This is a genomic window from Domibacillus sp. 8LH (assembly GCF_038806185.1).
GTDB lineage: Bacteria > Bacillota > Bacilli > Bacillales > Domibacillaceae > Domibacillus > Domibacillus indicus_A.
The window spans coordinates 26167-51503 of sequence record NZ_JAVJNG010000013.1; the positions used below are offsets into that span (position 1 = coordinate 26167).

Here is a 25337-nt window from a genome sequence, read left to right on the forward strand (position 1 = left end):
AAGGGGGGCTTCACTTGTTTACAAATGAAATGATTTCATCGTTTAATGAGCTTGAAACCGCCGTCTATCAATATGTATCTAAAAATGGGAGCAAAGTCATTTATATGCGTATTCGGGAGCTGGCAGCGGAAACACATGTCTCAACAGCGACCATTCTGCGTTTTTGCCGAAAAGCAGGCTGTGATGGTTTTACAGAGTTTAAAGTTCGGTTAAAGCTTTATTTAAAAGAACAGGAGCCATTTGAGCCCAAAAGCATGCACCATTCTGTTACAGATTTTTTTGAACGGTCGCTGAACGGGCCGATTGAAGATCAAATGCTCGAAGCAGCCCGCACAATGTCCCTTTCTGACAGCATTATCTTTATTGGAATCGGCAGCTCAGGTATTTTAGCTGAGTACGGTGCCCGCTACTTTTCAAGCCTTGGCAAGCTGTCCCTTTACATAAAAGACCCGCACTACCCGATTCACACAAACTTTCTTCAAAACAGTACGACGATTGTTCTTTCTGTATCCGGTGAAAACGACTATACCGTCCGTCATACCCACCAAATGCGTGAAGCGGGCAGCACCATTATCAGCATTACAAATAATAAACATTGCACCATTGCCAAAATGTCTGATATTAACCTTTCCTACTATGTTTCAGAGGAGCGGTTTGCACACTCCAATATTACGACGCAGGTGCCGGTTGTGTATATTCTTGAATCACTCGCCCGTGAACTGTACAGGCTTTCAAATATCCAAAAGTAACCAAACCGGACTGCCAGCAGACAGTCCGGTTCTATTCACTGTCCTTCTCTGGCTGCCGGAATCATAAGCGATATCAGGCCAGGCTGTCGCAGTTTTTCTTAACATAGGGTCGATTATTCTATTTGTTTATCTATGCTGCTTGTTATTTGACAATTCTTTTAGCGCCTATATACCGTTCCTTCCAATACATATCGCTCATTTTCACTACTTTTACTCCTTTGGAGGTAGCGCCAATAAAAGCGCCGTTTTTATAATAAATGGCAGCAAATGATACCTTTCCTTTTATGCCGGTTGCATAAAAAACTAAATCGCCGGGTTTGAGCTGGCTTCGGCTTACCGGGGTTCCAATTTTATATTGGTCAGCGCTTGTGCGCGGAATTGTCATTTTCGTTGCGGCGTTTTTATAAACATACTGTGTAAACCCGCTTGCATCGAATCCTTTTGGCGTTGTTCCTCCGTACTTGTACGGGCTCCCTACATACCTTTTGGCCACAGCCGCTGCTTCTTCTCCATAATTGATTGTTGCAGATGCACTTGAGGCTGAACCAAACACAAAAGCTATTGCCAGAGACAAAATTGCCAGAACTGCCGCTGCCCATCTTACCCTTGATCCGTTCATAACCAATGCTTTTCCCCCTTGAAATGAAAAATGAACCACAAAAGTAAATATATGAGTGTATCCTATTTTCATTCCTATAAAATTTAATTCATAAAAATAAAAAGCACAGGCGAATCAATTCGTCTGTGCTTTGAGACTGTCGAAAAATTATATGGATGACCGTGCACATGAATGGGATGATCGGCAGCGTCCGGGCAGCTCCGCTTTCCATGGGGCAGGCGCTGAGCCCGCTAGTCCCATAGGAGTCTGCGCCGCCCTCCCGCCGCCAAGTGGCTTGCGACAAGATTGTATAGAGCTGATAAGGTCCTATCTTTCTGTTTCAAAAAGAGAAGTTTCTATTCGGTCCTTGCTTATTGATCTTCAATAGCACTTAGTGAAGCCTGCTGGACGAAGACTCCTGCGGGAAGTACAGTGGCAGGCGCAGCCGAGGAGGCTCCCGCACTGCCCTAAGGGGCGCGAAGTCCGGCAGGCTTCCCTTATCGGCTCTTTTTTAAAAGCGAAAGACTTTGTCTACACACTGAAAGCACAGGCGAGCAAATTCGCCTGTGCTTTCCCTTTCTATCTAAAAAAAACTACTTTGAAGCGTAAAAAGTGGCCGGAATCGAAGCAAAATGGCGGCGATGATACAGCATAGGGTCTTTTTCCGCATCAATTTGAATGGTGTCTACTTCTCCAATCAAAATCGTATGATCGCCCGCCTCCACCGTTTGAACGGTTTGGCATTGAAAAACAGCAAATGCGCCTTCGATAACCGGCAAATGGTGTTCATGTGAAAAGTTCCATTTACATGTGCTGAAACGGTCGGCTCCTTTGGTCGCAAACGTCATACAAATGTCTTTTTGATTGCCCGCTAAAATGTGCACGGCGAACGTGCCGTTTTTCATAAAAGCTGGCAGGGTTGCAGCTTTATGGTCAATCGACCATAAAATCAAAAGGGGATCAAGTGATACAGAAGCGAATGAATTCACAGTCAGGCCGGCCGGTTTGCCATTTGAGTCCACCGTTGTCATCACTGTGACACCGGTCGGGTAATTGCCCATTGCATCTTTGAACAACTGCTGTTTTTGTTCGTCTGCCATTTTCCTTCCTCCTTTTAATCAAAGACCTGCTTTTATCGTATCGCGCTTTGGTTCACTTTACCACTTCAAAAACAAAAAGACCGCCTTGTTGAACAGACGGTCTTTTCTTTATACCCTTTTTTTCCATTAGAGAAGCGGCAGCTTTTACTTCCGCTGTAATGGGACCCATCCCTGCTGCCCTCTTCCTATTTTGTTTTTTTAACCAAGCAGCGCGTCCAGCGCATAGCGTCCTGGGCCTGTTAGGGCAATACCGATGGCAACAGCCAGCAGCACTAAATTGTACTCATAGCCGTTTTGTGTACTCCAAAAACCGTTTGGACCATGTACTTTTACAATCGCAACAACCATTGTCAAAGCAATTAATACACCAGCAAGCGGTGTGAGCAAACCGAGCGCAAACAGGGCACCGCCGACGAATTCTGAAAGCCCTGCGATCAGCGCCATCGCGTAACCAGGCTTCATGCCGATGGAGTCAAACCAGCCTCCCGTTCCTTTTAAGCCATAGCCTCCAAATGAGCCAAATAGTTTCTGCGCGCCGTGTCCGACAAACGCAAGCCCAATGACTAAACGAATAATTAACAATCCTGCATCTAACATTCTTTCTTCCTCCTCTTTTATTATCTTGAATTCGAGATATATAGTTTAAAAAAAGTTCGATATATTCCACTAACGTTTTGGTTATTTATCTTGAATTCGAGATAATCATATCAACTTTTTTTAAAAACGTCAATTACTTTTAGAAACTTTTTTACTTTTTCTCAAAAAGAAAACCATCCCTGTTATAAGAGATGGTTCATAACATCTTTAAGAGTCTGGCTGCTTAACTCCTGCTCCATCGCAGCCTGAGCCCGCCCAAACGTGACGTCGAGCGCCGACTGAATATTTTTTCCGACCGCACACTCCGGGTTCGGTTTTTCATGGATGGCAAACAATTCTTCTTTCGGCTCAACGGCTCGAAAAATATCCAGAAGGGTAATGTCTGACGGATCCTTCGTCAGAGCTGCGCCTGTTTTACCGGCACGTGAGGTTAAAAGACCGGCTTTGCGAAGCATGCCCATAATCCGCCGAACCACAACGGGGTTTGTATTGACACTCCCTGCCATCCATTCTGATGAAACCGTTTCACGGGGATTGGATGCAATGAGAATCATAATATGAATTGCGACTGCGAGACGGCTGTTGATCATTTTTTTCACCACCATTTGTTCTTATTTTAGTTACACTTAAAATCCTTGTCAAACAAGCGGGAAACCCTTTACCACCGCAAAACAAAGACCGCTTTTAATTTAAAAGCGGTCTTTTTCTTCGTTTTCATATCGTTCATATAACGTATCGAGTACTTCATCGACAACATCTTGAACTTCACTGGCAAAATGAACAAAAATAAACTGCATGGCTTCTGCTTCCTCCATAAACCGCTCGCCTTCGGGGCCATAGGCACTGAAAAATGGAACCGTAAAATGAACATCGATTTCTTCGCTGCCCTCTTCTTTTCCAAAGCCTTTTACCACAAAATAAATATCCAAGTCACCGACATGCTCACCTTCTCGATCTTTAAAGCTGACCGTCTGGCAATAAGTTTCGTTATGTTCTTCCAGCTCAATTCGTTTCTCTTTTAAGCTGCCCTTTGCCAACACTTGAATGCCGCTTACTGAATACATCCTATCACTCCTGTTTTGTTCGTTTTTTAACCTGTATCTCCTGTTTTTCATTTACAGTAATGATCGTATCCGCCATGTCGATAAACAATCCGTTTTCTACAACACCAGGGGTGAGATTCAATTCCCGCTCCAATTCTTCAGGCGACGCAATAAGACCAAAATCGCAGTCAAAAATATAATGCCCATTATCGGTGATATACGGCTTTCCTTCTTTTACCCGTAATGCAGATGCCCCTCCTAAAGAACGGATTTTTTTTTCTGTCATCTTGTATCCGAATGTCTCCACCTCAACCGGAAGAGGAAACCGCCCGAGTTGTTCAACCATTTTAGAAGGATCCGCCACTACTACAAATCTCCGTGCGGAAGAGGCAATGATTTTTTCCCGCAGAAGCGCTCCTCCTCCGCCTTTGATTAAATGAAAAGCAGGATCGGCTTCGTCAGCGCCATCGATAGCCAGATCGAGCTCGTCCACTTCCTCCAGGCTGAGAAGCGGAATTCCACATTCTTTCGCTAATTGTTCCGTTCGAATCGACGTAGCCACGCCTTGAATGGACAAACCCTGTTGAACGAGCCCGCCTATTTTCTCAATGGTATACCGTACTGTACTGCCTGTTCCGAGACCAATGATCATGCCGTCTTCTACAAACTCTGCCGCTTTTTCACCGACGAGCTGCTTTTCCGTTGTCATCGGCCGATCAGTTCCAGACTGAATGTCCCTGTTGCGCCCGCCTCATATAAATTCGTTACCGAGGTAGAATACGTGTGAATCATGGCTGGAAACTCCATTCCTTTTTCGGGCACCTTCACTTGAAAATTATTTTCATATAAAAGAACCGTTATATCATGATACTCTTCGCTTGTGACGGGAAATTGAAAGCTGATTTTCGGCACTTTTGCACCCGTCTTTTTATTTACAACCGTTTCTTCGTGAAAATTCTCCACCTGAATCGGCGTATCATTCAAGATCACTTGCTTCACCATTTTCACTCAGCTCCTATCTTTATCGTTAGAGCCATTATAATGCTCCTTTTTTAATTGAGCCATTTTTTCGCTTCACTGCTCTCATTTAAACAAAAAACCTTTCACTGCTCCAAGCAGTGAAAGGTTTTAATAAGCTTATACGTGGCCGAACTGCGCTTCATGCAAACGCCGATAATGGCCGTTTTGCTCGAGCAGCTCATAATGGCTGCCTTGTTCTTCAATGCCTGATGGCGTAACAACAATAATCCGGTCGGCATGCTTGATTGTAGCGAGCCGATGGGCAATCACAAGCGTTGTCCGCCCGACAGACAGCTCCGAGAGCGCCTGCTGAATGGCAAGCTCTGTTTCCGTATCAAGAGCAGACGTTGCTTCATCCAATATTAAAATCGGCGGGTTTTTCAGGAAAATCCGCGCAATGGCAAGACGCTGCTTTTGGCCGCCCGACAGCTTTACGCCGCGTTCGCCAATGACCGTATCGAGTCCATCTGGCAAAGAAGAAACAAATTCATCAAGACGCGCCCGTTTTAAAGTGGACAGGATAGCTTCTTCAGACGCACCAAGATCGCCATATAAAATATTTTCACGAATCGTGCCAGAAAACAGGAATACATCCTGCTGCACGATCCCAATTTGACGACGCAGCGACGCAAGCGACATTTTTCTCGTGTCGAGCCCATCAATTGAAATAAATCCTTCCTGCGCATCATAAAAACGCGGCAGCAAGCTGCACATAGTCGTTTTACCAGCACCGGACGGACCGACAAACGCCACTGTTTCTCCGGCTTTAATCGACAAGCTGATATTTTGGAGAACCGGCTTTTTCCCTTCGTACCCGAACGTCACGTTATGGTAGCTGATGTCGCCATGCACTGCGTCTACGTCTATGGCATCTGGTGCATCCGCTACATCGGGAGCCGTCTGGAGCAATTCCACATAGCGTTTAAAACCAGCAATTCCTTTCGGATAGCTTTCAATAATGGCATTAATTTTTTCAATCGGACGGAAGAAAATATTAGATAGGAGAATAAATCCGACAAATTCACCGTAGGTAAGCTCACCCTGCATCACAAAATACGTTCCGCAAATAAGTACAAACAGTGTAATTATGCGCATAAGCATGTAGCTGATCGACATATTCTGCGCCATAATTTTATAGGAAACGAGCTTTGTCATCCGGAATCTTCCATTGTTTTCTTCAAATTGCTTCTTTTCATGTGTTTCGTTCGCAAAAGCCTGCACGACACGAATGCCGCCCATGCTGTCTTCAATACGGGCATTGAAATCAGCAATATCACCAAAGAGCTGGTGAAAAGCCCTGGTCATTTTTTTATTGAAGAAAACAGCGAGCCACAGCACAGCCGGCACGATAATAAATGTTAACACAGCCAGCTTCCAGTTGATTGTCAGCATAATGCCAAACGCCCCGGTCAGCGTCATCAGTGCAATAAACAAATCCTCCGGCCCATGATGCGCCATTTCACCAATCTCCATTAAATCACTTGTCATCCGTGAAATAAGATGGCCTGTTTTTGTGTTATCAAAAAAACGGAATGACAGCTTTTGCACATGGACAAACAGTTTGCTGCGCATATCTGTTTCAATATTAATGCCGAGCATATGCCCCCAGTATGTAACCACGTAATGAAGACCGGCATTTACAATATAAATAAGCAGCAAGCCAATACTTGCGGCTACAATTAAATTCCAGTTCCCTCCAGGCAGAAGTGTATCAATAAAATAATTCACAACGAGCGGAAATGCGAGCTCTAACAGACCCGCAAATACCGCACAAAAAAAGTCTAAGAAAAACAGTTTTTTATATGGGCGGTAATACGAAAAAAAATACTTAATCACACAGTCACCTGCTTTATTGGATTCCTTTATCGGCTTCCTGCCAGCGCAAGTTCTGGTGCTTTTACCAAGTCATAGGTTAAACAAACCGGCTTGCCGGAACGTGGATCGCGGACAATTTCTGCATCGATTTGAAAAACAGAACGCAGATTTTCTTTTGTCATAACCGTTTCTGGCGCTCCCTCGCATATGATACTGCCTTTTCTCATCGCGACGAGGTAATCGGCGAATCGTGCCGCGTGGTTTAAATCATGGAGCACCATCACAATGGTCCGGCCTTCCCGTTCATTTAATTCCTGTAAAAGCTCCAGCACTTCCAGCTGGTGGGCCAAGTCTAAGTAAGTCGTTGGTTCATCGAGTAAAATCAAATCTGTTTCCTGTGCCAGCGCCATCGCGATCCAGACACGCTGGCGCTGTCCGCCTGAAAGCGCGTCAATTTCCCGGTCGCGGAAGTCCGCCGTACCGGTTACATCCATCGCCCACTGGATCACTTCTTTATCGTGTGCGTTTAGTGTGCCAAAGCCTTTTTGATGCGGGAAGCGGCCGTATGAAATCAGCTCATAGACAGTCAGTCCAGCTGGGGCTTCCGGCGTTTGCGGCAAAATAGCCATTTGTTTGGCGATTTCTTTTGTGGACAGACGGTGAATGTCCGCACCATTTAAATACACCGAACCGCTGTTTTGATTTAAAAGACGTGCCATTGTTTTGAGCAATGTGGATTTCCCGCAGCCGTTTGGCCCAATAATCGTTGTTACTTTTCCCGCTGGAATATCGACGGTTAAATCCTCGACGATTGTCGCAGCCCCATAGCCAATGTTTACTCGTTCCGCACGCAGCTTGCTCATTTCCTCCACCTCGTTTACGTTTTTCCTTTATCATCTATATCGGACGGTTGCAATTGATAATCAGTTTCAATTAAAAGTTATCATAAAATTGCCTGCCCTGTCCAGACTTTCGAAGAAAAAAGCCTTGAATAGGTTCAAGGCTTTCAGTGTTTAATCCATTTTTCTAAAAGAACCGGAAGCTGCTCAAAAGCATGTTTCATATGAAGCCGTTCTGTCCGTTTGTGGGCATCTTTGCCGAACGGCCCGATGTTTAAAACCGGCGCTTTGAGCTTAGCCATATCGGCAAATGGAATGGAATAGCCGTCCTGCCATACAGGTGTATTTTTTTCAAACGCCTGCCAGCCTTCTCCCTCACCGTTTCCATTCACATAACTTAAATCACAAATGCCGTTAAAGTAATGGACCCGTTCAATCGGCAGCCCAAACTCTTTTTGGGCCAATGTTGTTAGAAACTCGACGGCTTCTTCTACAAGCGCCTCACCGGAAGAATGAACAGCGGGATAAAAAGGAGGCGCGAACAGCAGAATAATTGCCGGTGCCAGCTCCTGTGACTGGATAATCAGTTTATCCGCGATCCGAAATGACTTTTCCCGATCGTCCCATTCTTCCCGAGTGTACACATCCGCTTTGATTTCTTCTATTGCTTCTTCTCCAAGCTTATCAATTGAGTAGCGCAGCAGCTCTTCGAAGCGGATGACACGGACCTTCCCTACCGGCTTCACACCGTGCATTTGGCAGATTTGTTCATAGGCAGCATTACATTCTCCGGCTGCTTCTTTAGCAATTTGTTCAAATCCTTCTATTATATGTTGTGCTGTCTGCTTCATTAAAAATACGTTGTAAAGAGCAGATGAACGGTATGGCGTCTGCGTTGAATATTCAAGACGAAGATCTTTTTGCTGCAGGGTGACGGGAAGCGGTGTTGTTTCACCAAGCTCCGTTTCTTGAAACAGGGGGTTCCATTCCATTTTTCGTGTTAAAAATGACGCGATGTAAGGGGACGTTAATCCATTAAATGGCTCGCCCGCATGTGTTTCACGTCCATAAAAAAGGGCACCCGGCATAATTTTGCCAATCGTACCCGTATAGACCTTACGCGCCCTATCACCCGGTTCCTGAGAAAAAACAGGCTCGCTATTTAAAAATAGTTCATATTCAAGATCAAATTCCTCTTGAAGTTCCAACAGCTTCGGCACAGCGGCGCGCATTCCAGCTGAGTTTACTTCTTCATCCGGCACGGTTAACAGCAGCAGATTGACGGGCCATTGTTCCACACTTGCTTTCTCAATAAGCTGCATATGCAAAGCCAGCCCCATTTTCATATCCATCGTCCCGCGTCCGAATAAATACTCACCTGATTGCAAATCAGCCAGCACGTCCGGCGGCAGATCATTCGGCCGCTCCAGCCAGTAGGCGGTCAATTCTTCCGGCTGCGTCGCCAGCGGCTCCAGCTCGCCATATTCTTCTGTACTGACAGTATCAAAATGGCTGATCAAACAAATGGTGCGCACAGCTTTTGGGTGTTTGTAAAGCGCCGTTAAAAACTTTCGCCGCAAATCGGCTGGATGAAGGGACAGGTGCTCAGGATGCTGCTGAAAATAATGGAGTCCGAGCAGCTTCGATTGCAGCTTCATTGGAAACTGCCGCTCATCCTCAGACAGGGTGATGCTTTTCCAGCTGACAAGCTCATCCAGCAGGGCACGAAGTTTTTCTGGTGAATCCCATAGACGCTTTTTCATACCGATCAATCCCTTTCCAAATAAAAGAATGTCCCTTCATTTTGGGACATTCTTTTACTTTTTTCAATTCTCATGGAAGAAAGACTGCCAGACTCTTTATTTACACCCATCCTCTGAATGTCGCCGCTTCCGCCGCACGTTTAATGCCGACAATGTAAGCAGCAAGCCGCATATCAACCCCATGTATTTGCGCCGTTTCATAAATGAGGTTAAACGAATTGACCATTCTCTTTTGCAATTTTTGCATAACCTCTTCTTCTGACCAGTAATAGCCTCCATTATTTTGCACCCATTCAAAATACGAAACCGTTACGCCGCCTGAGCTTGCCAAAATGTCCGGAACAAGCAAAACGCCGCGCTCGGTTAATTGTTTCGTTGCTCCAATCGTTGTCGGGCCGTTCGCTGCTTCTACAATAATTCCTGCCTTGATGCGCTCTGCATTTTCTTCCGTGATTTGGTTGGAAATTGCAGCTGGAATTAAAATGTCACAGTCAAGCTCCAGCAGTTCCTGGTTCGAGATCGTGTCTTCGAACAGGTTTGTCACCATGCCGAAGCTGTCGCGGCGGTCCAGCAAGTACGGAATATCAAGCCCATTTGGATCATGAATACCGCCAAGCACATCCGAGATACCGATAATACGAGCGCCTTCATCATGCAAAAACTTGGCCAGGAAGCTGCCGGCATTACCGAATCCTTGAATGACAATACGGGCGCCTTCAATTTTCATTCCTTTTTTTCTGACCGCTTCTCTTAAGCACATGACGACTCCCTGTGCAGTTGCCGTTTCCCGGCCGTGAGATCCGCCAAGTACAATTGGTTTTCCGGTAATAAAGCCAGGAGAATCAAATTCCCGTATATGGCTGTACTCATCCATCATCCAGGCCATAATTTGCGCGTTTGTATACACATCTGGAGCCGGGATATCTTTGGTCGGCCCGACAATCTGGCTGATTGCGCGTACATAGCCGCGGCTGAGCCGTTCAAGCTCACCAGCTGACATTCGCTGCGGATCGCAAATAATGCCGCCTTTTCCACCGCCGTAAGGAAGACTGGCAATCCCGCATTTAAGTGTCATCCAAATCGACAGCGCTTTTACTTCTTCTTCCGTCACGTTTGGGTGAAACCGAACGCCGCCTTTGGTCGGGCCGACTGCGTCACTATGCTGGGAGCGAAAGCCGGTAAACACCTTTACATGCCCATCATCCATTCGGACTGGAATCCGAACTGTCAGCATCCGCATAGGCTCCTTTAATAATCCGAAGACACTTTCAGGGTATCCAAGTGTATCGAGTGCTTTTTTTATAATCGTTTGGGTAGATTGAAACAAGCTGCTTACTTGTTTTTGCTTTTCTTCATTTGGAATCGCTGCTGATTTTTGAACAAGCGGCTTTCCTTTTATTTCGTTTTTCAGCATGGGCATCGCGGCCACCTTTCTGTTTGATCTTATGAAAAAGAATGCAAGGATTATGCCAAAAGCAGCGGCCGCTATTCCAAAGGGATCGGACTTCGGAAAAATAAAAATAGACAATAAATTTTGCGCATGGCAGAAAAATTTATTGTCCGGAAGAAAAAAAGAAGCCGGCGGATGAATCCGCCGGCTTCTTTTTAAGCAAAAATCTTTTGAATTTTTTCGATAGCCCAATCGAGATCTTCTTTAGAGATAATCAACGGCGGAGCAAAACGGATCACCGTTTCATGTGTTTCCTTGCATAAAAGACCTTCCTGTTTTAAACGCTCGCAGTATGGACGAGCTGGCTCTGTCAGCTCAACGCCGATAAACAATCCGCGTCCGCGCACTTCTTTAATTGCCGGATGTGTAATCGCTGATAGCTTTTCCTTAAAGTACGTACCAAGTTCCAATGAACGCTCTACAAGCTTTTCTTCCTCAATCACTTGGAGTGAAGCGAGCGACACCGCACACGCAAGCGGGTTGCCTCCAAACGTAGAACCATGCGATCCAGGGTTAAACACCCCTAATACGTCTTTGTCTGCCACAACGCAGGAAATCGGGAATACTCCGCCGCCCAATGCTTTTCCAAGAATCAGCATGTCTGGAACAACATCTTCCCACTGGCAGGCAAACAATTTACCGCTGCGGGCAAGGCCGGCTTGAATTTCATCCGCAATAAACAGCACGTTTTGTTCTTTACAAAGCGTTGAAGCTGCTTTTAAGAAGCCTTCCGGTGGAATGACAATCCCAGCTTCACCTTGAATCGGTTCAATTAAAAAGGCGGCTGTGTTCGGTGTAATGGCTGCTTCAAGCGCGTCAATATCGCCATATGGGATCAGCTTGATTCCGGGCAGCATCGGTCCAAAACCGCGTTTATATTCTGCTTCTGAAGAAAGCGATACAGCCGTCATTGTCCGCCCGTGAAAGTTGCCGACACAGGCGATGATTTCAGCCTGGTTTTCTGCCACACCTTTTACGTCATATGCCCAGCGGCGTGCTGCTTTCACTGCTGTTTCTACCGCTTCCGCTCCAGTATTCATTGGCAGGGCCATATTTTTACCCGTTAATTCACAAATTTTTTCATACCACGGACCAAGCTGGTCATTGTGAAAAGCACGTGAAGTAAGTGTAACCCGGTCTGCCTGGTCTTTTAGTGCCTGAATAATTTTCGGATGACGATGCCCCTGGTTAACAGCGGAATAAGCGCTCAGCATATCCATGTAACGGTTGCCTTCCGGATCTTTTACCCATACCCCTTCTGCTTCCGACACGACGATTGGCAGCGGATGATAGTTATGCGCCCCAAATTGCTCCGTTTGTTCAATGATTTTTTTCGATGAGTTTGTTGCAGATGTCATTTTCTTCTCCCCCTTTTTGAGTTTAAAAAAATTCTGAAATCGTTTTTCCCTGCATGTGAAGAATCAAGTAATCCGGGCTTCCTGCTTTTGAATCGGTTCCTGACATGTTAAAGCCGCCAAATGGCTGGTAGCCGACAATAGCACCTGTGCAGCCGCGGTTAAAGTAAAGGTTTCCGACGTGGAATTCTTTGCGGGCTCTGCTAATATGTTTACGATTGTTAGAGATAAGTGCTCCGGTTAAGCCGTAATCTGTGTTATTTGCAATCTCCAGCATGTGATCGAAATCTCTTGCCTTGCAAAATGCGACGACCGGGCCAAAAATTTCTTCCTGCATGAGGCGGTCCCGTTCCCCTACATCGGCAATAATCGTCGGCTCAATAAAGTAGCCAGTTTCGTCATTTCCGTTTCCTCCGGTTACAAGCCGGCCTTCTCCTTTACCAATTTCAATGTAGTTCATAATTTTTTGGAATGCCCGTTCGTCAATCACCGGGCCCATATACGTATCAGCAGATTCCGGGCTGCCCAGCGTTAAGGTTTTCGTTAAGGCCGCTGCTTTTCCGAGCACTTCATCATATACATCTTCGTGGATGACCGCGCGCGATCCAGCGGAACACTTTTGGCCGGAAAATCCAAAAGCTGAATAAACAATAGATGTTGCAGCAAGATCCAAATCGGCACTGCTGTCAACAAGCATCGTATCTTTGCCGCCCATTTCTGCAATGACCCGCTTCAGCCAAATTTGTCCTTCCTGCACTTTTGATGCCCGTTCGTAAATACGGCAGCCAACGGCACGAGAGCCGGTAAACGAAACGAAGCGTGTTTTCGGATGCTCCGTTAAAAAGTCACCAATTTCGGCACCGCTGCCCGGGATATAATTAAGAACGCCCGGCGGAAGACCTGCTTCCTCCATCACCTCTACAAATTTTGCCGCAATAACCGGTGTGGTTTCTGCCGGTTTTAACAGAACAGTGTTGCCCGTTACAATCGCTGCAACTGTTGTGCCGGCCATGATGGCCAGCGGAAAATTAAACGGTGAAATTACAATGCCGACCCCAAGTGGAATGTAACCGAACTCATTGTGCTCACTCGGCCGGCTTTGAACGGGTGATCCCTTTTTCAGCTCGTTCATTTGGCGTGCATAGTACTCCAGAAAATCAATCGCTTCCGCTGTATCTGCATCTGCTTCTTTCCACGGTTTTCCTGCTTCTTTTACAAGCCATGCCGAAAATTCATGCTTTCTGCGCCGGATAATCGCAGCTGCGCGGAATAAAATCTGAGCGCGTGCTGACGGATCTGTATACTGCCACGTTTGGAAAGCAGTGAGCGCTGCCTGCATCGCCTGCTCGGCTTCCTGTTTTCCTGCCATTGAAACCGTTCCGATCACTTCTTCCTTGCGTGCCGGGTTGATGGATGTTGTTTTCGTTTCTGTCTGTATACGCTTTCCATTAATGACAAGCGGGTATTCTTCATTGAGCTTTGTATTTACAAACTCAAGCGCCTCTTGAAACGCCTGCTTGTTTTCTTCCACACTAAAATCAGTAAATGGTTCGTGCTTGTATGCGATTACCATGATGATCCCTCCAGAAAAATAACTGTCTCGCTTTATACTATGCAAGAAGCATGCCATTTTTTTAACGAGCGGAAGATCAGCTTTTGTTTCCTTGAAGCTCTTTCAATACGCAAAATTATTTTGCATGCGACGAAAAAATTTGCCTTTTCAGTCTATTTTTTTTGCTCTATAGTGAATGAGAGCAACACACCTGAAACGGAGGACTCCGGGATGAAAGAAGATCAGCTGCATTTTATGAATGCCTTATATGAATATATTATGGATCAAGTCGACGTGGGGATTCATGCGATTGACGAAGAAGGGAAAACCATTATTTATAACCGAAAAATGCGTGAAATCGAAGCAATGGACACGCAGGATGTGCTGCACAAAAATGTACTGGACGTATTTATGTTTCCCGAAAACCAAAACAGTACGCTCGTCCGGGCACTGCAGCAGGGAGAAGAAACCGTCAATGTAAAACAAACATACTTTAACAATAAAGGAACGGAAATTACAACTATTAATCATACATTTCCGTTCCGGGAAAAGGATGAAATCCGCGGTGCCGTTGAAATGGCTAAGGATGTTACGAAAATTGAACGCCTCATGCGCAGCAGTACCCGAAAGGAGGATACTCGCTTTACATTTGACAGCATTATCGGCAAGAGCGATGTCATACAGGAAGTGATCGAACTGTCCAAGCGGGCTACCCGTACTTCTTCCTATGTGCTTGTCGTTGGCGAAACCGGCACAGGAAAAGAACTGTTTGCACAAAGCATCCATAACGGGAGTGCCCGGGCTTCAGCACCGTTTATCTCACAAAACTGCGCGGCGCTGCCAGACAACTTAATTGAAGGGCTGCTATTTGGTACTACAAAAGGGGCTTTTACCGGAGCCATTGACAGCGCCGGCTTGTTCGAGCAGGCAGAAGGCGGCACGCTTCTTCTTGATGAGATCAACTCGATGAATATTCACCTGCAGGCGAAGCTGCTGCGTGTTCTTCAGGAAAAAAGGGTCAGACGGATCGGCGGCACGAAAGATATTCCAATTAACGTCCGGATTATCGCCACGATCAATGAAGACCCTATCGATGCAATCGCAAACGATCACTTGCGCAAAGACTTATATTACCGGCTTGGAGTAGTGACCATTTTTATTCCTCCGCTTCGCGAGCGCCTGGATGACATTCCACTGTTAATCGAACAATTTATCACGAAATACAATGCACTGTTTGATATGAAAGTACTCGGTGTAAAGCCGGAAGTGCTGGATGCTCTCAATGCGTATCATTGGCCTGGAAACGTGCGGGAGCTTGAGCATGTGATCGAAGCATCCATGAATTTGCTTTTAGACGAGGAATGGATCGAATATGATCATCTCCCTTATCACTTCCGCCATAAATCAATGACAAGCGACCAGTCTGCACCCGTATCAAAGCTTGCCTCATTCCTTAATGGCGACGAAGAAGGAACCACTCATTTGAAAGATCAGCTGGATGCCTTTGAAAAATACTACATTGAGCATTTCCTGCATAAGAACCAATGGAGTATTTCCAGGACCGCTAAACAGCTGGGCCTAAGCAGGCAAAGCCTTCAATACCGTTTAAAGAAAGTCGGCCTCTCTTCAAAAAATGAATAAACAAGTATAAATACTCCAAAAGATGCGTGCTTGAGCCATTTTATTTTTTGTATGTTTATTAAAACAGCAGGGCATTTACGATGCAAAGGGGACATTTACATGCAAAAGAAACAAGTGTCAATCATAGGGGTACCAATGGATTTAGGGCAAACACGCCGGGGTGTCGACATGGGTCCAAGCGCCATCCGCTATGCGGGACTGATAGAGCGGATCCGCATGCTTGGATATACAGTCCACGATGAAGGCGATATTAAAGTGGAAATTCAGGAACGGGCCATTCCAAAAGAAACAGCCAACTTAAAAAATTTAACAGCGGTTGCAGAGGCTAGTGAAGCGCTGGCAAAAAAAGTGGAAGAAACGGTCAGCCAAGGCCGCTTTCCGCTTGTACTCGGCGGTGATCACAGCGTGGCAATCGGAACGCTTGCAGGCATCGCAAAAAAACACCAAAACCTCGGCTTGATCTGGTATGATGCGCACGGCGATTTAAACACATCGGAAACCTCTCCATCCGGCAACATTCACGGAATGCCGCTTGCCGCGAGCCTCGGCATCGGGCACCGCTCCCTCACCCATATTGGCGGCTATTCCCCGAAAGTAAAGCCGGAGAATGTGGTGATTATTGGGGCACGGGATTTGGATCATGGTGAGCGCGAACTGATTAAAGAAAAAGGAATTAAAGTGTACACCATGCACGAAATAGACCGTCTTGGCATGACAGCCGTTATGAAAGAAACCATTGAGTATTTGCGTGAACGCACCGATTATGTTCATCTTTCATTGGATCTTGATGGGCTTGATCCGACAGAAGCACCGGGAGTGGGAACGCCTGTAGCAGGCGGGCTCAGCTACCGTGAAAGCCACCTGGCGATGGAAATGCTTGAAGAAGCGGACATCATTACATCAGCAGAATTTGTAGAGGTCAACCCTATTTTAGATGAGAAAAATAAAACAGGCGATGCAGCGGTGGCGCTTATTGCTTCCCTGCTTGGTGAGAGACTTCTTTAAAAAAACGCCGCACAGCTCTGTGCGGCGTTTTTTACTTTTTCAAATGATACGGCACTGTTGTGACAACGACATTTCTGCGGTAAAGCAGAAAAGCCCGGATAAGCAAGCTGGATTGATTGTGAAGAAAGTTATGCCATCCTTTTTTCGTAATAAACTGCGGAATAAGAACCGTCACCTGGTAATTCGACTCGCGCGCCTTATGCTCTACTGTATCCACAAATTTTGTCAGCGGCTGAATAATACTCCGATAATGCGAATGCAGGGTAACCAGCCGTACATCCGGCTGCCATGTATTCCATTTTTCTTCAAATTTCTTCTCTTCTTCTCTTTCAAACGCAACGTAAACGGCAATAATCCGCTCAGGCGAAAGAGACTTCGCATAGTTTAAAGAGTTTTCAACTACATGCGTAATACCAGAAACCGGCACAATAATAATATTTCCTTCAATCGGCACAGCAGGCTCACATGTGGTAATACGCAGCTGGTCACCGACCGCTTCATAATGCATTTTAATCCGATGAAAGAGGTAAATAATAATAGGCAGAAACACAAGTACCGGCCAAACCTGCGCAAACTTTGTTAAGAAGAACACGATCGTGACAACAAAGCTGATCAAAGCTCCGGTTGTATTAATCACAAATTTCGCGGCCCATCCTTTCGGCTTTTCACGAAGCCATTTTACCATCATTCCCGTCTGTGAAAGTGTGAACGGAATAAACACACCGACCGCATAAAGTGGAATCAAGTTTTCCGTGTGCCCGCCAAATAAAATAATTAAAAGGATAGAAGCAGCACCCAGGATCATAATGCCATTCGAGTAGCCAAGCCGATCTCCTCTAAGGGTAAACATTCTCGGAATAAATTTATCCTGTGCCAAATTTACCGCCAGCAAAGGGAATGCCGAATATCCTGTATTCGCGGCGAGAATTAAAATTAAAGCCGTCGTTCCTTGAATAAAGAAATACATAAAAGTGCGGCCAAATGTTTCTTCTGCAATTTGAGAAACGACCGTTACTTCCGCCAGCGGCGAGACGCCATAATAATAAGCCAAATACACGATGCCCCAAAACAATAGAGCCAGCAGAAGCCCCATCGCTGTCAGCGTTCTGGCTGCATTGACCGGAGCCGGGCTTTTAAAGTTCGGAATCGCATTGGAAATCGCTTCAACTCCCGTTAAAGCAGAACTTCCCGATGCAAACGCCCGCAGCAAAATAAACAAGCTGATGCCTGCAACCGGGGTTCCGGCCGAAGTATGCAGATCAGGCGGCACCTCTCCAGTTGCGATTCGAAACAGCCCCACACCAATTAAAATAAACAAAGCAAGGACAAACAAATAAACCGGATACGCCAGCACGGAGGCAGATTCTGTTACCCCCCGCAAATTAAGAAGCGTTAACAGCACAACGAATACAACAGCGATCATTACATTGTATTCATGCAGAGCTGGAAAAGCGGACGTAATCGCGTCCGTACCAGCCGAAACACTAACAGCAACCGTTAAAATATAATCAACCAGCAGTGATCCCCCGGCTATCAGCCCTGGATTGGTTCCCAGGTTTGTTTTCGACACCACATAGGCGCCGCCGCCTTGCGGATAAGCATAAATAATCTGCCGATAAGACAGGATCAATGCTGTTAATAAAATGAGCACACCGAACGCGATTGGAACCGAATACCAAAAAGCAGCTGCACTAACAGTTATTAAAACAAGCAGTATTTGTTCCGGGCCATACGCAACAGACGAAAGGGCATCTGAGGACAAAATGGCAAGTGCTTTTGTTTTGTTTAATTTTTGTTCTCCAAGCTCAGTTGATTTTAACGGCCGCCCGATCAAAAACCGTTTTACAGAAGACACCATGTTGTTCACCATCCAGTTTTGAAGTGTGTATTTTCTCTTCTTTCTTGCTGTTTTTACGCAGAAAAAAACCAATGACATTTTTTCCACGCGAAAACAAGAAAAGAATTTTCCTGATTTGCAATTGAAAAAAACATCATTGGTCTACGTAACGCCCAGCAAGCACTTCTGCCCTCTTTGCGTTCTGTCTTCCAAGCTGTTTTTTTAAAAATAGGCATAATAAAAAGACCTGCTTTTTTGATCAAGCTGCTCTCTTTCGCAGCAGTATACGCCACAAAAAAAAGCCCCCTGAATAAAGGTGGTCTTTAGACCTCCCTCGCTTTAGCCGACGAAGTTAGCTGACGGGCAGGATGGCGAAAGAGTACTCTCATCCCTTCCACAAAAACCGTGGAATTAGCCCCGAAAAAATTGGGTCCTCCGTTCCCCTCTGGGGGATTAGGCCGATTATGCGCTTGTTGATGACATCATTCTACTGCGCTCACTTTTTAAAGTCAATAGAATTTTAGTCAGCAGTCACTTCTTTTTCCAAATTGCGGTCGATCACAAATATTTCAATGCGTTCCCCTGTTTTGGTACTCATATCACTATGGCTTGAGAGCACTTTACAGCCTGTATGCTTTTCGACGATTTCCTCGAATTGACTGCTGTACATTTCCCGCAGCACCTGGCGCATTTCCTTAACGAGCTTCCGTCCATCCTGGTGGCCGGCCAAGTGCTTTTCTTCTACCGTCATCACGCCTTTGAAACGGGCGATCACCATATCCTGAACGATATAGATTTTCGTTTCCTGCGGTCCCCGCCCAATCAATTCGCGCTGCAGCTTAATAAGTGCTTCACCCAGCTCGGCTTCAAGCTTTTTTTTCTGTCCTGCCACTGCCTCTTCCTCCCATTTGTCAAAATCAACCGTTTTTCATCATACGTTGAATCGTAAACATCTGTAAAGAAGAAATTAAAGATTACACAAGAGTCTGAATACCGGCCAGCACAAGACCGATAAAAAAGCCGCAGACAGCCCCATTCACTCGAATCCATTGCAGATCTTTGCCAATATGGTTTTCCATCATCTGGACAAGTGTTTCATTATCAAGCTTGTTTAAATTTTCTTCGACCAGCTTACCGATTTTTGAATGGTTTTCTTCAACAAGCACACCTATTTGATGCTGAGCCCACGCTTCCAGCTGGTTTATTTTATCCGGATTATCCTGCACGCTTCGAATCGTCCGGTTTATAAAAGGAAGAATATAGTCCTCCATGCATTCACCGCTTTCGATAAAAGCAGAAGCTTTTTGCTGAATGGACGCTAAGATCTCCTCGATTTTCCCGGAAAGCTCCCAGTCATGAATCGCTGCTTCTTTCCGAGCCTCTATAACCTCCATCCATTCTTTCCGTTCTGTAATTCCCTGCATTTCTTCCTTCACCTTTAACAAAAGCGTCTGCCGGTTCATATCCTCCGGCTTCTTTATATTAATGAGTGCATTCCGCAGCAGGTTTTGCAGAAGGCTTCCCAGCTTTTCTTCGCTTAACATCTGCTGGAACGATTTCAGGGCAAACTGCATAAATCCATCCAGCTCTAAGCCTTCGATGGCTCTTAAAGCTGTTCGGCCGAGCTGTCGGCTCGTTTCATTTTTATTGAGCCACTGCTCCATGCGATCAAGCATATAATCAAGCGCTTTTTCATCATATTGATGATGAATCAGCTTCTCTACGGCCATTTCGATCACGTGCCCGGTATCAATAGAATGCAATGCCTTTTTCAGTTCTTTTTCGATCAGAGGCGCTATTTTTGCCACATCGATGGAGCGGACCATTTGATCAAGGAGCCCATTGATTTCTTTTTTTACCGCTTCTGACGAGACTTCTTTTTGGATAACCGGTATCATTTTTTGAATAACATGCACATTTTGCAGCTTACTTTGAATGCTTTCTTTAGAAAGCCAGTCGTTTTCCAGTGTATTTACGAGCGCCGCTACAATTTTTTTGCGGTTTTTTGGCAGAAGAGCTGTATGCGGAATAGGAATGCCCATTGGATGACGAAACAGCGCCGTTACGGCAAACCAGTCAGCAAGACCGCCAACAAGGCCTGCTTCAAATCCGCCATGTAAAATAGCACTCCAGGCTGTTTCTTGAAAAGGAATAGTTGCAATAAAACCACCGCCCATCACAGCAAGTGATGCACTGGCTAAATGCTTCGATTGTGTTGGTTTTTTGTTTGTCATGTTTTCTGCACCTTCCGTACGTTCTGTTCCTTTTATTATAGCAATAATGTGAAAAATATTTTAACGTGAAGCAGATAATTTTTATATTATATTGACATAGCTAAATATTATTTGTTATCCTCTAGTTTGTAAAAATTAAATATAAAATCCTCATGGCTGTCTCAATGAGGTAGAGGTTGCGATTATTAAAAGTAGCATATCAGAAGTCTAATGGGGCTGGTGAAGATATGTGAAAGGAATGATCGCCGAAGTTTGACGCATCCATTTTATGCGTCAGGCTGGGTTTGTATCGAATAGGTGCAAAACTGTCACGGATTGATTCTGTGGAGAACTATAAAGAGATAGAAAATGAGGGTTATAACGATAAAACACAAATGTCCCATGCATTTGTGTTTTTTATTTAGGAGGAACATGGAATGGATAAAAAATGGGGATTATGGCTTCTGACGGCTATTGTCGTCGGAAACATGGTCGGTTCCGGTATTTTTATGCTGCCGAGCACGCTGGCCCAGATCGCGAGCCCGCTTGGTGTAACGATTGCCTGGCTTCTGACTGGTTTCGGTGTTTTAATGATTGCTCTCGTTTTTGGCACATTGTCAATTCGCAAGCCTGACTTAACAGGCGGCCCGCAAAGCTACGCGCGGTCGTTGTTTAAATCACCAAAGTATGGAAACACTGCCGGCTTTTCGATGGTATGGGGCTATTGGGTCGCCAACTGGATCAGCAATGTCGCGATCATTACAAGTTTTGCAGGCTACTTATCAACGTTTTTCCCAGTTATGAGAAGTGAGCATCTTCTTTTCACAATTGGCTCTCAGCAAGTTTCTGTAGGGCAGACGATTACATTTATCATTTGCAGCTTACTGCTTTGGGGAACACATTTTATTTTGATCACAAGCATGCAAACTGCCGGTAAGTTAAATTTTGTCGCTACTGCTTCAAAAGTGATCGGATTTCTGCTATTTATCACAGCTGCTCTGTTCGCTTTCCAAGTATCGAATTTTGGCGAGATGTATACACCGATTACAGACAGTGAAGGCCAGACGCACGGCTTGTTCAGTCAAGTAAACATGGCGGCTATTTCTACGCTTTGGGCATTTGTTGGAATCGAGTCAGCTGTTATCTTGTCCGGCCGGGCGAAATCCCAGCGTGATGTTGGACGGGCAACGGTTCTTGGCCTGCTCATTGCCCTTGCCATTTATGTAGCGCTTACCCTGATTACGATGGGTGTATTGCCGCAGGATGTATTAAGATCATCTGATAAGCCATTTGTCGATGCTCTTTCTGTTTTGATCGGAGATACAGGAGCAACCGTGATGGCCCTGCTTGCAGTGATCTCGTTGTTCGGTTCCACAATTGGCTGGATTCTGCTCGCCTCTGAGGTACCATACATTGCAGCGAAAGAAGGCAACTTCCCGGCTTTCTTTGCGAAAGTGAATAAAAAAGGCAGCCCGTCTCGCTCATTGGCCATCACAAATGCGATGTCACAGATTTTTATTTTCTCGACGATTTCCGGAACAATCAGCGAAGCATTCACGTTTTTAACAACGTCCGCTACGCTTGCTTACTTGATTCCGTACCTGGTTTCATCTCTGTATCTGTTAAAGCTTACTTTAAAAGGCGAAACGTACGAAGCAGGCGACAAAGCGCGCATCCGTCACGGGATCATTGCTGCAATTGCGCTTGTGTACTCTCTTTGGGTTATTAAATCAGGAACAGCGGACTGGTTAACCTTTACTCTTGGAATTGGACTGTTCCTTCTAGGTATTGTCATCTACCCTATTCTGCGTCGCTCACGTCTTATTAAATAAATCTCTTCGTTATACAGAGTAAGAAAAAACCGTCCCGAATTCGGGACGGTTTTTTTATTGTTATTGATTTAATTTTGAATGCTTCCGTGAATAAACGAAATAAATCACGACACCGATCAGCAGCCAGATAATAAAACGAATCCATGTAGCTGAACCAAGCTGCAGAATCAAGAATCCGCAGAATAGGATGGCTAAAATCGGAATCAATGGAACAGCCGGGCAGCGGAATGCACGCGGCAGGTCCGGCTGCTTGTATCGAAGTACGATAACAGCAATCGATACGAGGACAAATGCTGACAACGTACCGATGTTAACAAGCTTTGCCAGTTCATCTAGCGAAATAAGCGCACCCATCAAGCCGGCAATCAATCCGAAAATCCATGTTGCTGCAAAAGGGGTTTGGTATTTCTTATGGACTTTTGACAAAACAGGCGGCATTAAACCGTCCCGTGACATGGAAAACATAACACGTGTCTGGCCATACAACATAACGAGCATAACCGTTGTCATTCCTAGAATTGCACCAAGGTCAATTACACCAGCTACCCAGTTTTGTCCAGCGACTTGAAGCGGCAGTGAAATTGGATGCGCCACTCCTTCGAATTGAGCAAATGGCACAACGCCTGTCATAATTGCAGAAACGACTACATAAAGCACTGTACAAATAAACAGCGATGAAAGAATTCCGATTGGCAGGTCTCTTTTCGGATTTTTCGTTTCTTCAGCCGCAGATGAGATCGCATCAAATCCGATAAAAGCAAAGAATACAAGTGCCGCAGCGGCAAACACACCATCAAAACCAAATGGCATAAACGGATCCCAGTTAGCCGGCTTTACATACCCGGCAGCTACTACGATAAACAAAAGAACAACTGCTACCTTGATGATAACCATGATATTGTTCACGCGCTTTGATTCTCTCACACCAATTGAAAGTAAAAACGTAATAAGCATAACAATTAAAAAGGCCGGAAGATTAAAATACGTTGTCGTTCCTTCAATGGTGCCCGGAGCTGCTGTTAAAGCAGTAGGAATATGAAGGCCGAACCCAGCAAGCAATGATTGAAAATAACCAGACCATCCGACTGACACGGCACTTACAGCCAACAAATACTCAAGAACCAAATCCCATCCAATGATGAAAGCAATAAATTCACCAAGTGTCGTATACGTGTATGTGTAAACAGAACCTGCGATTGGTACCGTTGACGCAAATTCCGCATAAGACAGAGCAGCAAACAAACAAGCAAGACCAGCGATCACAAAGGATATAATTAATCCCGGTCCAGCGGTTAAGGCACCTGTCCCAGTCAGAACAAAAATTCCCGTCCCGATGATGGCACCAATACCCAGCATCGTTAAATCAAAGGAACCCAATTCTTTTTTGAGCGCACTTTTTGGCTGACCATCAAGCAGATCCCTAATATTCTTTTTTCGAAATAGTGATTGATTCATACTTTTTTCCTCGCTTTCTGAAAATTTATTATATTAGAGTAATAAACTTGTTGCAATACAATAATAAAAAATTTTTTGAAAATTTAATTGAATGGAAAAATTCTTACTTTTATCCTTTCTTTCCCTGTTTTTCTTTCCGGCAAAACGGCTGATCTTTAATATTTTGTAAAGGTTTCCTCTTGCTTCTTGAAGGAATGAAACAGCCGTGCTACCTTAAATAAAACGTTTTTTTGAAATTAAAGGAGTAAATAATGAAGAAAAGAAATGCTAAGACGCTATGGGAAATTTTAGTTGTATCAACCCGGCTTGGGCTGACTTCTTTCGGCGGCCCCACAGCCCACTTAGGATATTTTCACGAAGAATATGTACGCAGACGAAAATGGATAGATGAACAGAGCTATGCTGACTTGGTCGCTCTCTGTCAATTTATTCCCGGTCCAGCAAGCAGCCAGGTCGGCATCGGCATTGGTGCCGCACGAGGCGGTGTGATCGGCGGCTTGCTGGCTTTTCTCGGCTTTACGCTTCCTTCTGTTATAGCCCTCATTTTGTTTGCCCTTCTTTTGCAAGGAGGAAACATAGCAGAAGCCGGCTGGATTCACGGATTGAAGCTTGTGGCTGTAGCGGTTGTGGCTCATGCCATTTTAGGAATGGCGGAAAAATTAGCCCCGGATCTTAAGCGGAAAGCCATTGTGCTCGCTGCACTCGCAGTCGTTTTGCTCTGGCAGGCTGTGTTTGTCCAGGTACTCATCATTGCAGCGGCTGCTTTAATCGGCTTTTTTCTTTATCCAAAACATGATTCAAATACGGCCCGTCCTTTTATTTTTCCTATTTCCCGGGCATTTGGTATCGCTTGTCTCGTGCTTTTCTTCGCTCTGCTCTTCTGTCTTCCTTTGCTTCGCCAGGCGACAGGGCTGGACTGGCTGGCACTGTTTGACAGCTTTTACCGTAGTGGTGCACTTGTGTTCGGCGGCGGGCATGTTGTTCTGCCTCTTTTGGAACGAGAATTTGTTCCAGCGGGCTGGCTGACAGCAGAACAGTTTTTAGCTGGCTATGGAGCTGCTCAAGCTGTACCAGGGCCGCTTTTTACATTCGCTGCTTATATTGGTGCCGTGATCGATGGCTGGAAAGGCGGGCTGCTCGCTACAGCTGCCATCTTCCTGCCGGCATTTTTGCTCGTTTTCGGTATCCTCCCTTTTTGGGATGAACTTCGCCGCAAGCCGGCTGTTCAAGGTGCACTGATGGGTGTAAATGCTGCGGTTATCGGTTTATTGATTGCTGCATTTTACATGCCCATTTGGACGAGCAGCATCAATCGTCCCCTTGATTTTGTTTTAGCTGCCGTATTATTCAGCCTGCTGGCACATTGGAAGCTCCCTGCCTGGATGGTCGTCATAATCGGCGCACTGGGCGGCATACTTTTGGACGCTTTTCTATAAAAAAATGGTCTCTTTCCAAAAGAGACCATTTTTTACG

General features: G+C 45.4%; 23 protein-coding genes and 2 riboswitches. Of the genes, 5 read left to right on the top strand and 18 right to left on the bottom strand.

What is annotated here, in order from left to right:
* The first annotated feature begins 14 nt into the window (after window positions 1–14).
* Window positions 15–749 carry a MurR/RpiR family transcriptional regulator gene (locus RG959_RS14880; protein WP_342797779.1) on the top strand — a complete coding sequence of 245 codons (735 nt, stop codon included), beginning with the start codon at window positions 15–17 and terminating at the stop codon, window positions 747–749.
* 142 nt (window positions 750–891) lie between these two features.
* On the opposite strand, the gene RG959_RS14885 is transcribed toward RG959_RS14880, so the two are convergent.
* The 13 genes from RG959_RS14885 to pruA form a co-directional block, all read right to left on the bottom strand.
* Window positions 892–1368: a C40 family peptidase gene (locus RG959_RS14885; protein ID WP_342797780.1), complete on the bottom strand. Its 477-nt coding sequence runs from the start codon at window positions 1366–1368 to the stop codon at window positions 892–894.
* A 572-nt stretch (window positions 1369–1940) separates the two neighbouring features.
* The gene (locus RG959_RS14890) at window positions 1941–2447 is read right to left on the bottom strand and encodes a flavin reductase family protein (RefSeq protein ID WP_342797781.1); all 507 of its coding nucleotides are present in this window, start codon (window positions 2445–2447) and stop codon (window positions 1941–1943) included.
* Between the two features lie 198 nt (window positions 2448–2645).
* Window positions 2646–3044, bottom strand: a complete 399-nt coding sequence (locus RG959_RS14895) for a DoxX family protein (RefSeq protein WP_251273737.1) — start codon at window positions 3042–3044, stop codon at window positions 2646–2648.
* Between the two features lie 182 nt (window positions 3045–3226).
* Window positions 3227–3634, bottom strand: a complete 408-nt coding sequence (locus RG959_RS14900; protein WP_342797782.1) for an Rrf2 family transcriptional regulator — start codon at window positions 3632–3634, stop codon at window positions 3227–3229.
* Between the two features lie 99 nt (window positions 3635–3733).
* Window positions 3734–4108 (bottom strand): hypothetical protein, encoded by a 375-nt coding sequence (locus RG959_RS14905; protein WP_342797783.1) that lies wholly within the window; start codon window positions 4106–4108, stop codon window positions 3734–3736.
* Window positions 4109–4112: 4 nt separating this feature from the next.
* Window positions 4113–4796 (bottom strand): ribose-5-phosphate isomerase RpiA, encoded by a 684-nt coding sequence (gene rpiA / locus RG959_RS14910; protein WP_342797784.1) that lies wholly within the window; start codon window positions 4794–4796, stop codon window positions 4113–4115.
* Window positions 4793–5089, bottom strand: coding sequence for a DUF3219 family protein (locus RG959_RS14915; protein ID WP_309090925.1), 297 nt, complete (start codon window positions 5087–5089; stop codon window positions 4793–4795). The genes rpiA and RG959_RS14915 overlap by 4 nt, the downstream gene beginning before the upstream one ends.
* A gap of 135 nt (window positions 5090–5224) precedes the next feature.
* Window positions 5225–6943, bottom strand: coding sequence for an ABC transporter ATP-binding protein (locus tag RG959_RS14920; RefSeq protein WP_342797785.1), 1719 nt, complete (start codon window positions 6941–6943; stop codon window positions 5225–5227).
* A gap of 26 nt (window positions 6944–6969) precedes the next feature.
* On the bottom strand, window positions 6970–7785 hold the full coding sequence (locus RG959_RS14925) for an ABC transporter ATP-binding protein (RefSeq protein ID WP_242234772.1): 816 nt from the start codon (window positions 7783–7785) through the stop codon (window positions 6970–6972).
* Between the two features lie 143 nt (window positions 7786–7928).
* A complete protein-coding gene (locus RG959_RS14930) occupies window positions 7929–9524 on the bottom strand; it encodes a M20/M25/M40 family metallo-hydrolase (RefSeq protein WP_342797786.1) in 1596 nt (531 codons plus the stop codon).
* Between the two features lie 100 nt (window positions 9525–9624).
* Window positions 9625–10944, bottom strand: coding sequence for a Glu/Leu/Phe/Val family dehydrogenase (locus tag RG959_RS14935; protein WP_483298894.1), 1320 nt, complete (start codon window positions 10942–10944; stop codon window positions 9625–9627).
* A gap of 185 nt (window positions 10945–11129) precedes the next feature.
* Window positions 11130–12332: an ornithine--oxo-acid transaminase gene (locus RG959_RS14940; protein WP_309090933.1), complete on the bottom strand. Its 1203-nt coding sequence runs from the start codon at window positions 12330–12332 to the stop codon at window positions 11130–11132.
* 22 nt (window positions 12333–12354) lie between these two features.
* Complete coding sequence (gene pruA / locus RG959_RS14945) at window positions 12355–13902, bottom strand: L-glutamate gamma-semialdehyde dehydrogenase (protein ID WP_342797787.1); 1548 nt, start codon at window positions 13900–13902, stop codon at window positions 12355–12357.
* A gap of 210 nt (window positions 13903–14112) precedes the next feature.
* Between pruA and RG959_RS14950 the strand changes: the two genes are divergently transcribed.
* Together RG959_RS14950 and rocF are read left to right on the top strand one after the other, a co-directional pair.
* Window positions 14113–15522, top strand: coding sequence for a sigma-54 interaction domain-containing protein (locus RG959_RS14950; RefSeq protein WP_342797788.1), 1410 nt, complete (start codon window positions 14113–14115; stop codon window positions 15520–15522).
* Between the two features lie 99 nt (window positions 15523–15621).
* Window positions 15622–16527 (top strand): arginase, encoded by a 906-nt coding sequence (rocF, locus tag RG959_RS14955; RefSeq protein WP_342797789.1) that lies wholly within the window; start codon window positions 15622–15624, stop codon window positions 16525–16527.
* 31 nt (window positions 16528–16558) lie between these two features.
* On the opposite strand, the gene RG959_RS14960 is transcribed toward rocF, so the two are convergent.
* The 4 genes from RG959_RS14960 to RG959_RS14975 all read right to left on the bottom strand — a co-directional run bounded on the left by RG959_RS14960 (window position 16559) and on the right by RG959_RS14975 (window position 20598).
* Window positions 16559–18385 carry an APC family permease gene (locus RG959_RS14960; RefSeq protein ID WP_342797790.1) on the bottom strand — a complete coding sequence of 609 codons (1827 nt, stop codon included), beginning with the start codon at window positions 18383–18385 and terminating at the stop codon, window positions 16559–16561.
* Between the two features lie 53 nt (window positions 18386–18438).
* Window positions 18439–18657, bottom strand: a complete 219-nt coding sequence (locus RG959_RS14965; RefSeq protein WP_342797791.1) for a hypothetical protein — start codon at window positions 18655–18657, stop codon at window positions 18439–18441.
* 33 nt (window positions 18658–18690) lie between these two features.
* Window positions 18691–18834: riboswitch (cyclic di-AMP (ydaO/yuaA leader) on the bottom strand.
* Between the two features lie 50 nt (window positions 18835–18884).
* Window positions 18885–19256: a Na-translocating system protein MpsC family protein gene (locus tag RG959_RS14970; RefSeq protein ID WP_342797792.1), complete on the bottom strand. Its 372-nt coding sequence runs from the start codon at window positions 19254–19256 to the stop codon at window positions 18885–18887.
* An 82-nt stretch (window positions 19257–19338) separates the two neighbouring features.
* Window positions 19339–20598: a DUF445 domain-containing protein gene (locus RG959_RS14975; RefSeq protein ID WP_342797793.1), complete on the bottom strand. Its 1260-nt coding sequence runs from the start codon at window positions 20596–20598 to the stop codon at window positions 19339–19341.
* Between the two features lie 162 nt (window positions 20599–20760).
* A riboswitch (Lysine riboswitch) is annotated at window positions 20761–20940 on the top strand.
* Between the two features lie 74 nt (window positions 20941–21014).
* Here RG959_RS14975 and RG959_RS14980 point away from each other — a divergent pair.
* Complete coding sequence (locus tag RG959_RS14980; protein ID WP_342797794.1) at window positions 21015–22409, top strand: amino acid permease; 1395 nt, start codon at window positions 21015–21017, stop codon at window positions 22407–22409.
* A gap of 60 nt (window positions 22410–22469) precedes the next feature.
* Here RG959_RS14980 and bcaP read toward each other — a convergent pair whose 3' ends face one another.
* Window positions 22470–23864, bottom strand: a complete 1395-nt coding sequence (gene bcaP, locus RG959_RS14985; RefSeq protein ID WP_342797795.1) for a branched-chain amino acid transporter BcaP — start codon at window positions 23862–23864, stop codon at window positions 22470–22472.
* A 251-nt stretch (window positions 23865–24115) separates the two neighbouring features.
* On the opposite strand from bcaP, the gene chrA reads away from it, so the two are divergent.
* Complete coding sequence (gene chrA / locus RG959_RS14990) at window positions 24116–25300, top strand: chromate efflux transporter (protein ID WP_342797796.1); 1185 nt, start codon at window positions 24116–24118, stop codon at window positions 25298–25300.
* The last annotated feature ends 37 nt before the right edge of the window (window positions 25301–25337 follow it).

Bases quoted from the DNA above. Each gene is read 5' to 3' on its own strand.
- RG959_RS14885 (WP_342797780.1), bottom strand. From the start codon at position 1,368: ATGAACGGATCAAGGGTAAGATGGGCAGCGGCAGTTCTGGCAATTTTG.
- RG959_RS14890 (WP_342797781.1), bottom strand. From the start codon at position 2,447: ATGGCAGACGAACAAAAACAGCAGTTGTTCAAAGATGCAATGGGCAAT.
- RG959_RS14895 (WP_251273737.1), bottom strand. From the start codon at position 3,044: ATGTTAGATGCAGGATTGTTAATTATTCGTTTAGTCATTGGGCTTGCG.
- RG959_RS14900 (WP_342797782.1), bottom strand. From the start codon at position 3,634: ATGATCAACAGCCGTCTCGCAGTCGCAATTCATATTATGATTCTCATT.
- RG959_RS14905 (WP_342797783.1), bottom strand. From the start codon at position 4,108: ATGTATTCAGTAAGCGGCATTCAAGTGTTGGCAAAGGGCAGCTTAAAA.
- rpiA (WP_342797784.1), bottom strand. From the start codon at position 4,796: ATGACAACGGAAAAGCAGCTCGTCGGTGAAAAAGCGGCAGAGTTTGTA.
- RG959_RS14915 (WP_309090925.1), bottom strand. From the start codon at position 5,089: ATGGTGAAGCAAGTGATCTTGAATGATACGCCGATTCAGGTGGAGAAT.
- RG959_RS14925 (WP_242234772.1), bottom strand. From the start codon at position 7,785: ATGAGCAAGCTGCGTGCGGAACGAGTAAACATTGGCTATGGGGCTGCG.
- RG959_RS14930 (WP_342797786.1), bottom strand. From the start codon at position 9,524: ATGAAAAAGCGTCTATGGGATTCACCAGAAAAACTTCGTGCCCTGCTG.
- RG959_RS14935 (WP_483298894.1), bottom strand. From the start codon at position 10,944: ATGCCCATGCTGAAAAACGAAATAAAAGGAAAGCCGCTTGTTCAAAAA.
- RG959_RS14940 (WP_309090933.1), bottom strand. From the start codon at position 12,332: ATGACATCTGCAACAAACTCATCGAAAAAAATCATTGAACAAACGGAG.
- pruA (WP_342797787.1), bottom strand. From the start codon at position 13,902: ATGGTAATCGCATACAAGCACGAACCATTTACTGATTTTAGTGTGGAA.
- RG959_RS14950 (WP_342797788.1), top strand. From the start codon at position 14,113: ATGAAAGAAGATCAGCTGCATTTTATGAATGCCTTATATGAATATATT.
- rocF (WP_342797789.1), top strand. From the start codon at position 15,622: ATGCAAAAGAAACAAGTGTCAATCATAGGGGTACCAATGGATTTAGGG.
- RG959_RS14960 (WP_342797790.1), bottom strand. From the start codon at position 18,385: ATGGTGTCTTCTGTAAAACGGTTTTTGATCGGGCGGCCGTTAAAATCA.
- RG959_RS14975 (WP_342797793.1), bottom strand. From the start codon at position 20,598: ATGACAAACAAAAAACCAACACAATCGAAGCATTTAGCCAGTGCATCA.
- RG959_RS14980 (WP_342797794.1), top strand. From the start codon at position 21,015: ATGGATAAAAAATGGGGATTATGGCTTCTGACGGCTATTGTCGTCGGA.
- bcaP (WP_342797795.1), bottom strand. From the start codon at position 23,864: ATGAATCAATCACTATTTCGAAAAAAGAATATTAGGGATCTGCTTGAT.
- chrA (WP_342797796.1), top strand. From the start codon at position 24,116: ATGAAGAAAAGAAATGCTAAGACGCTATGGGAAATTTTAGTTGTATCA.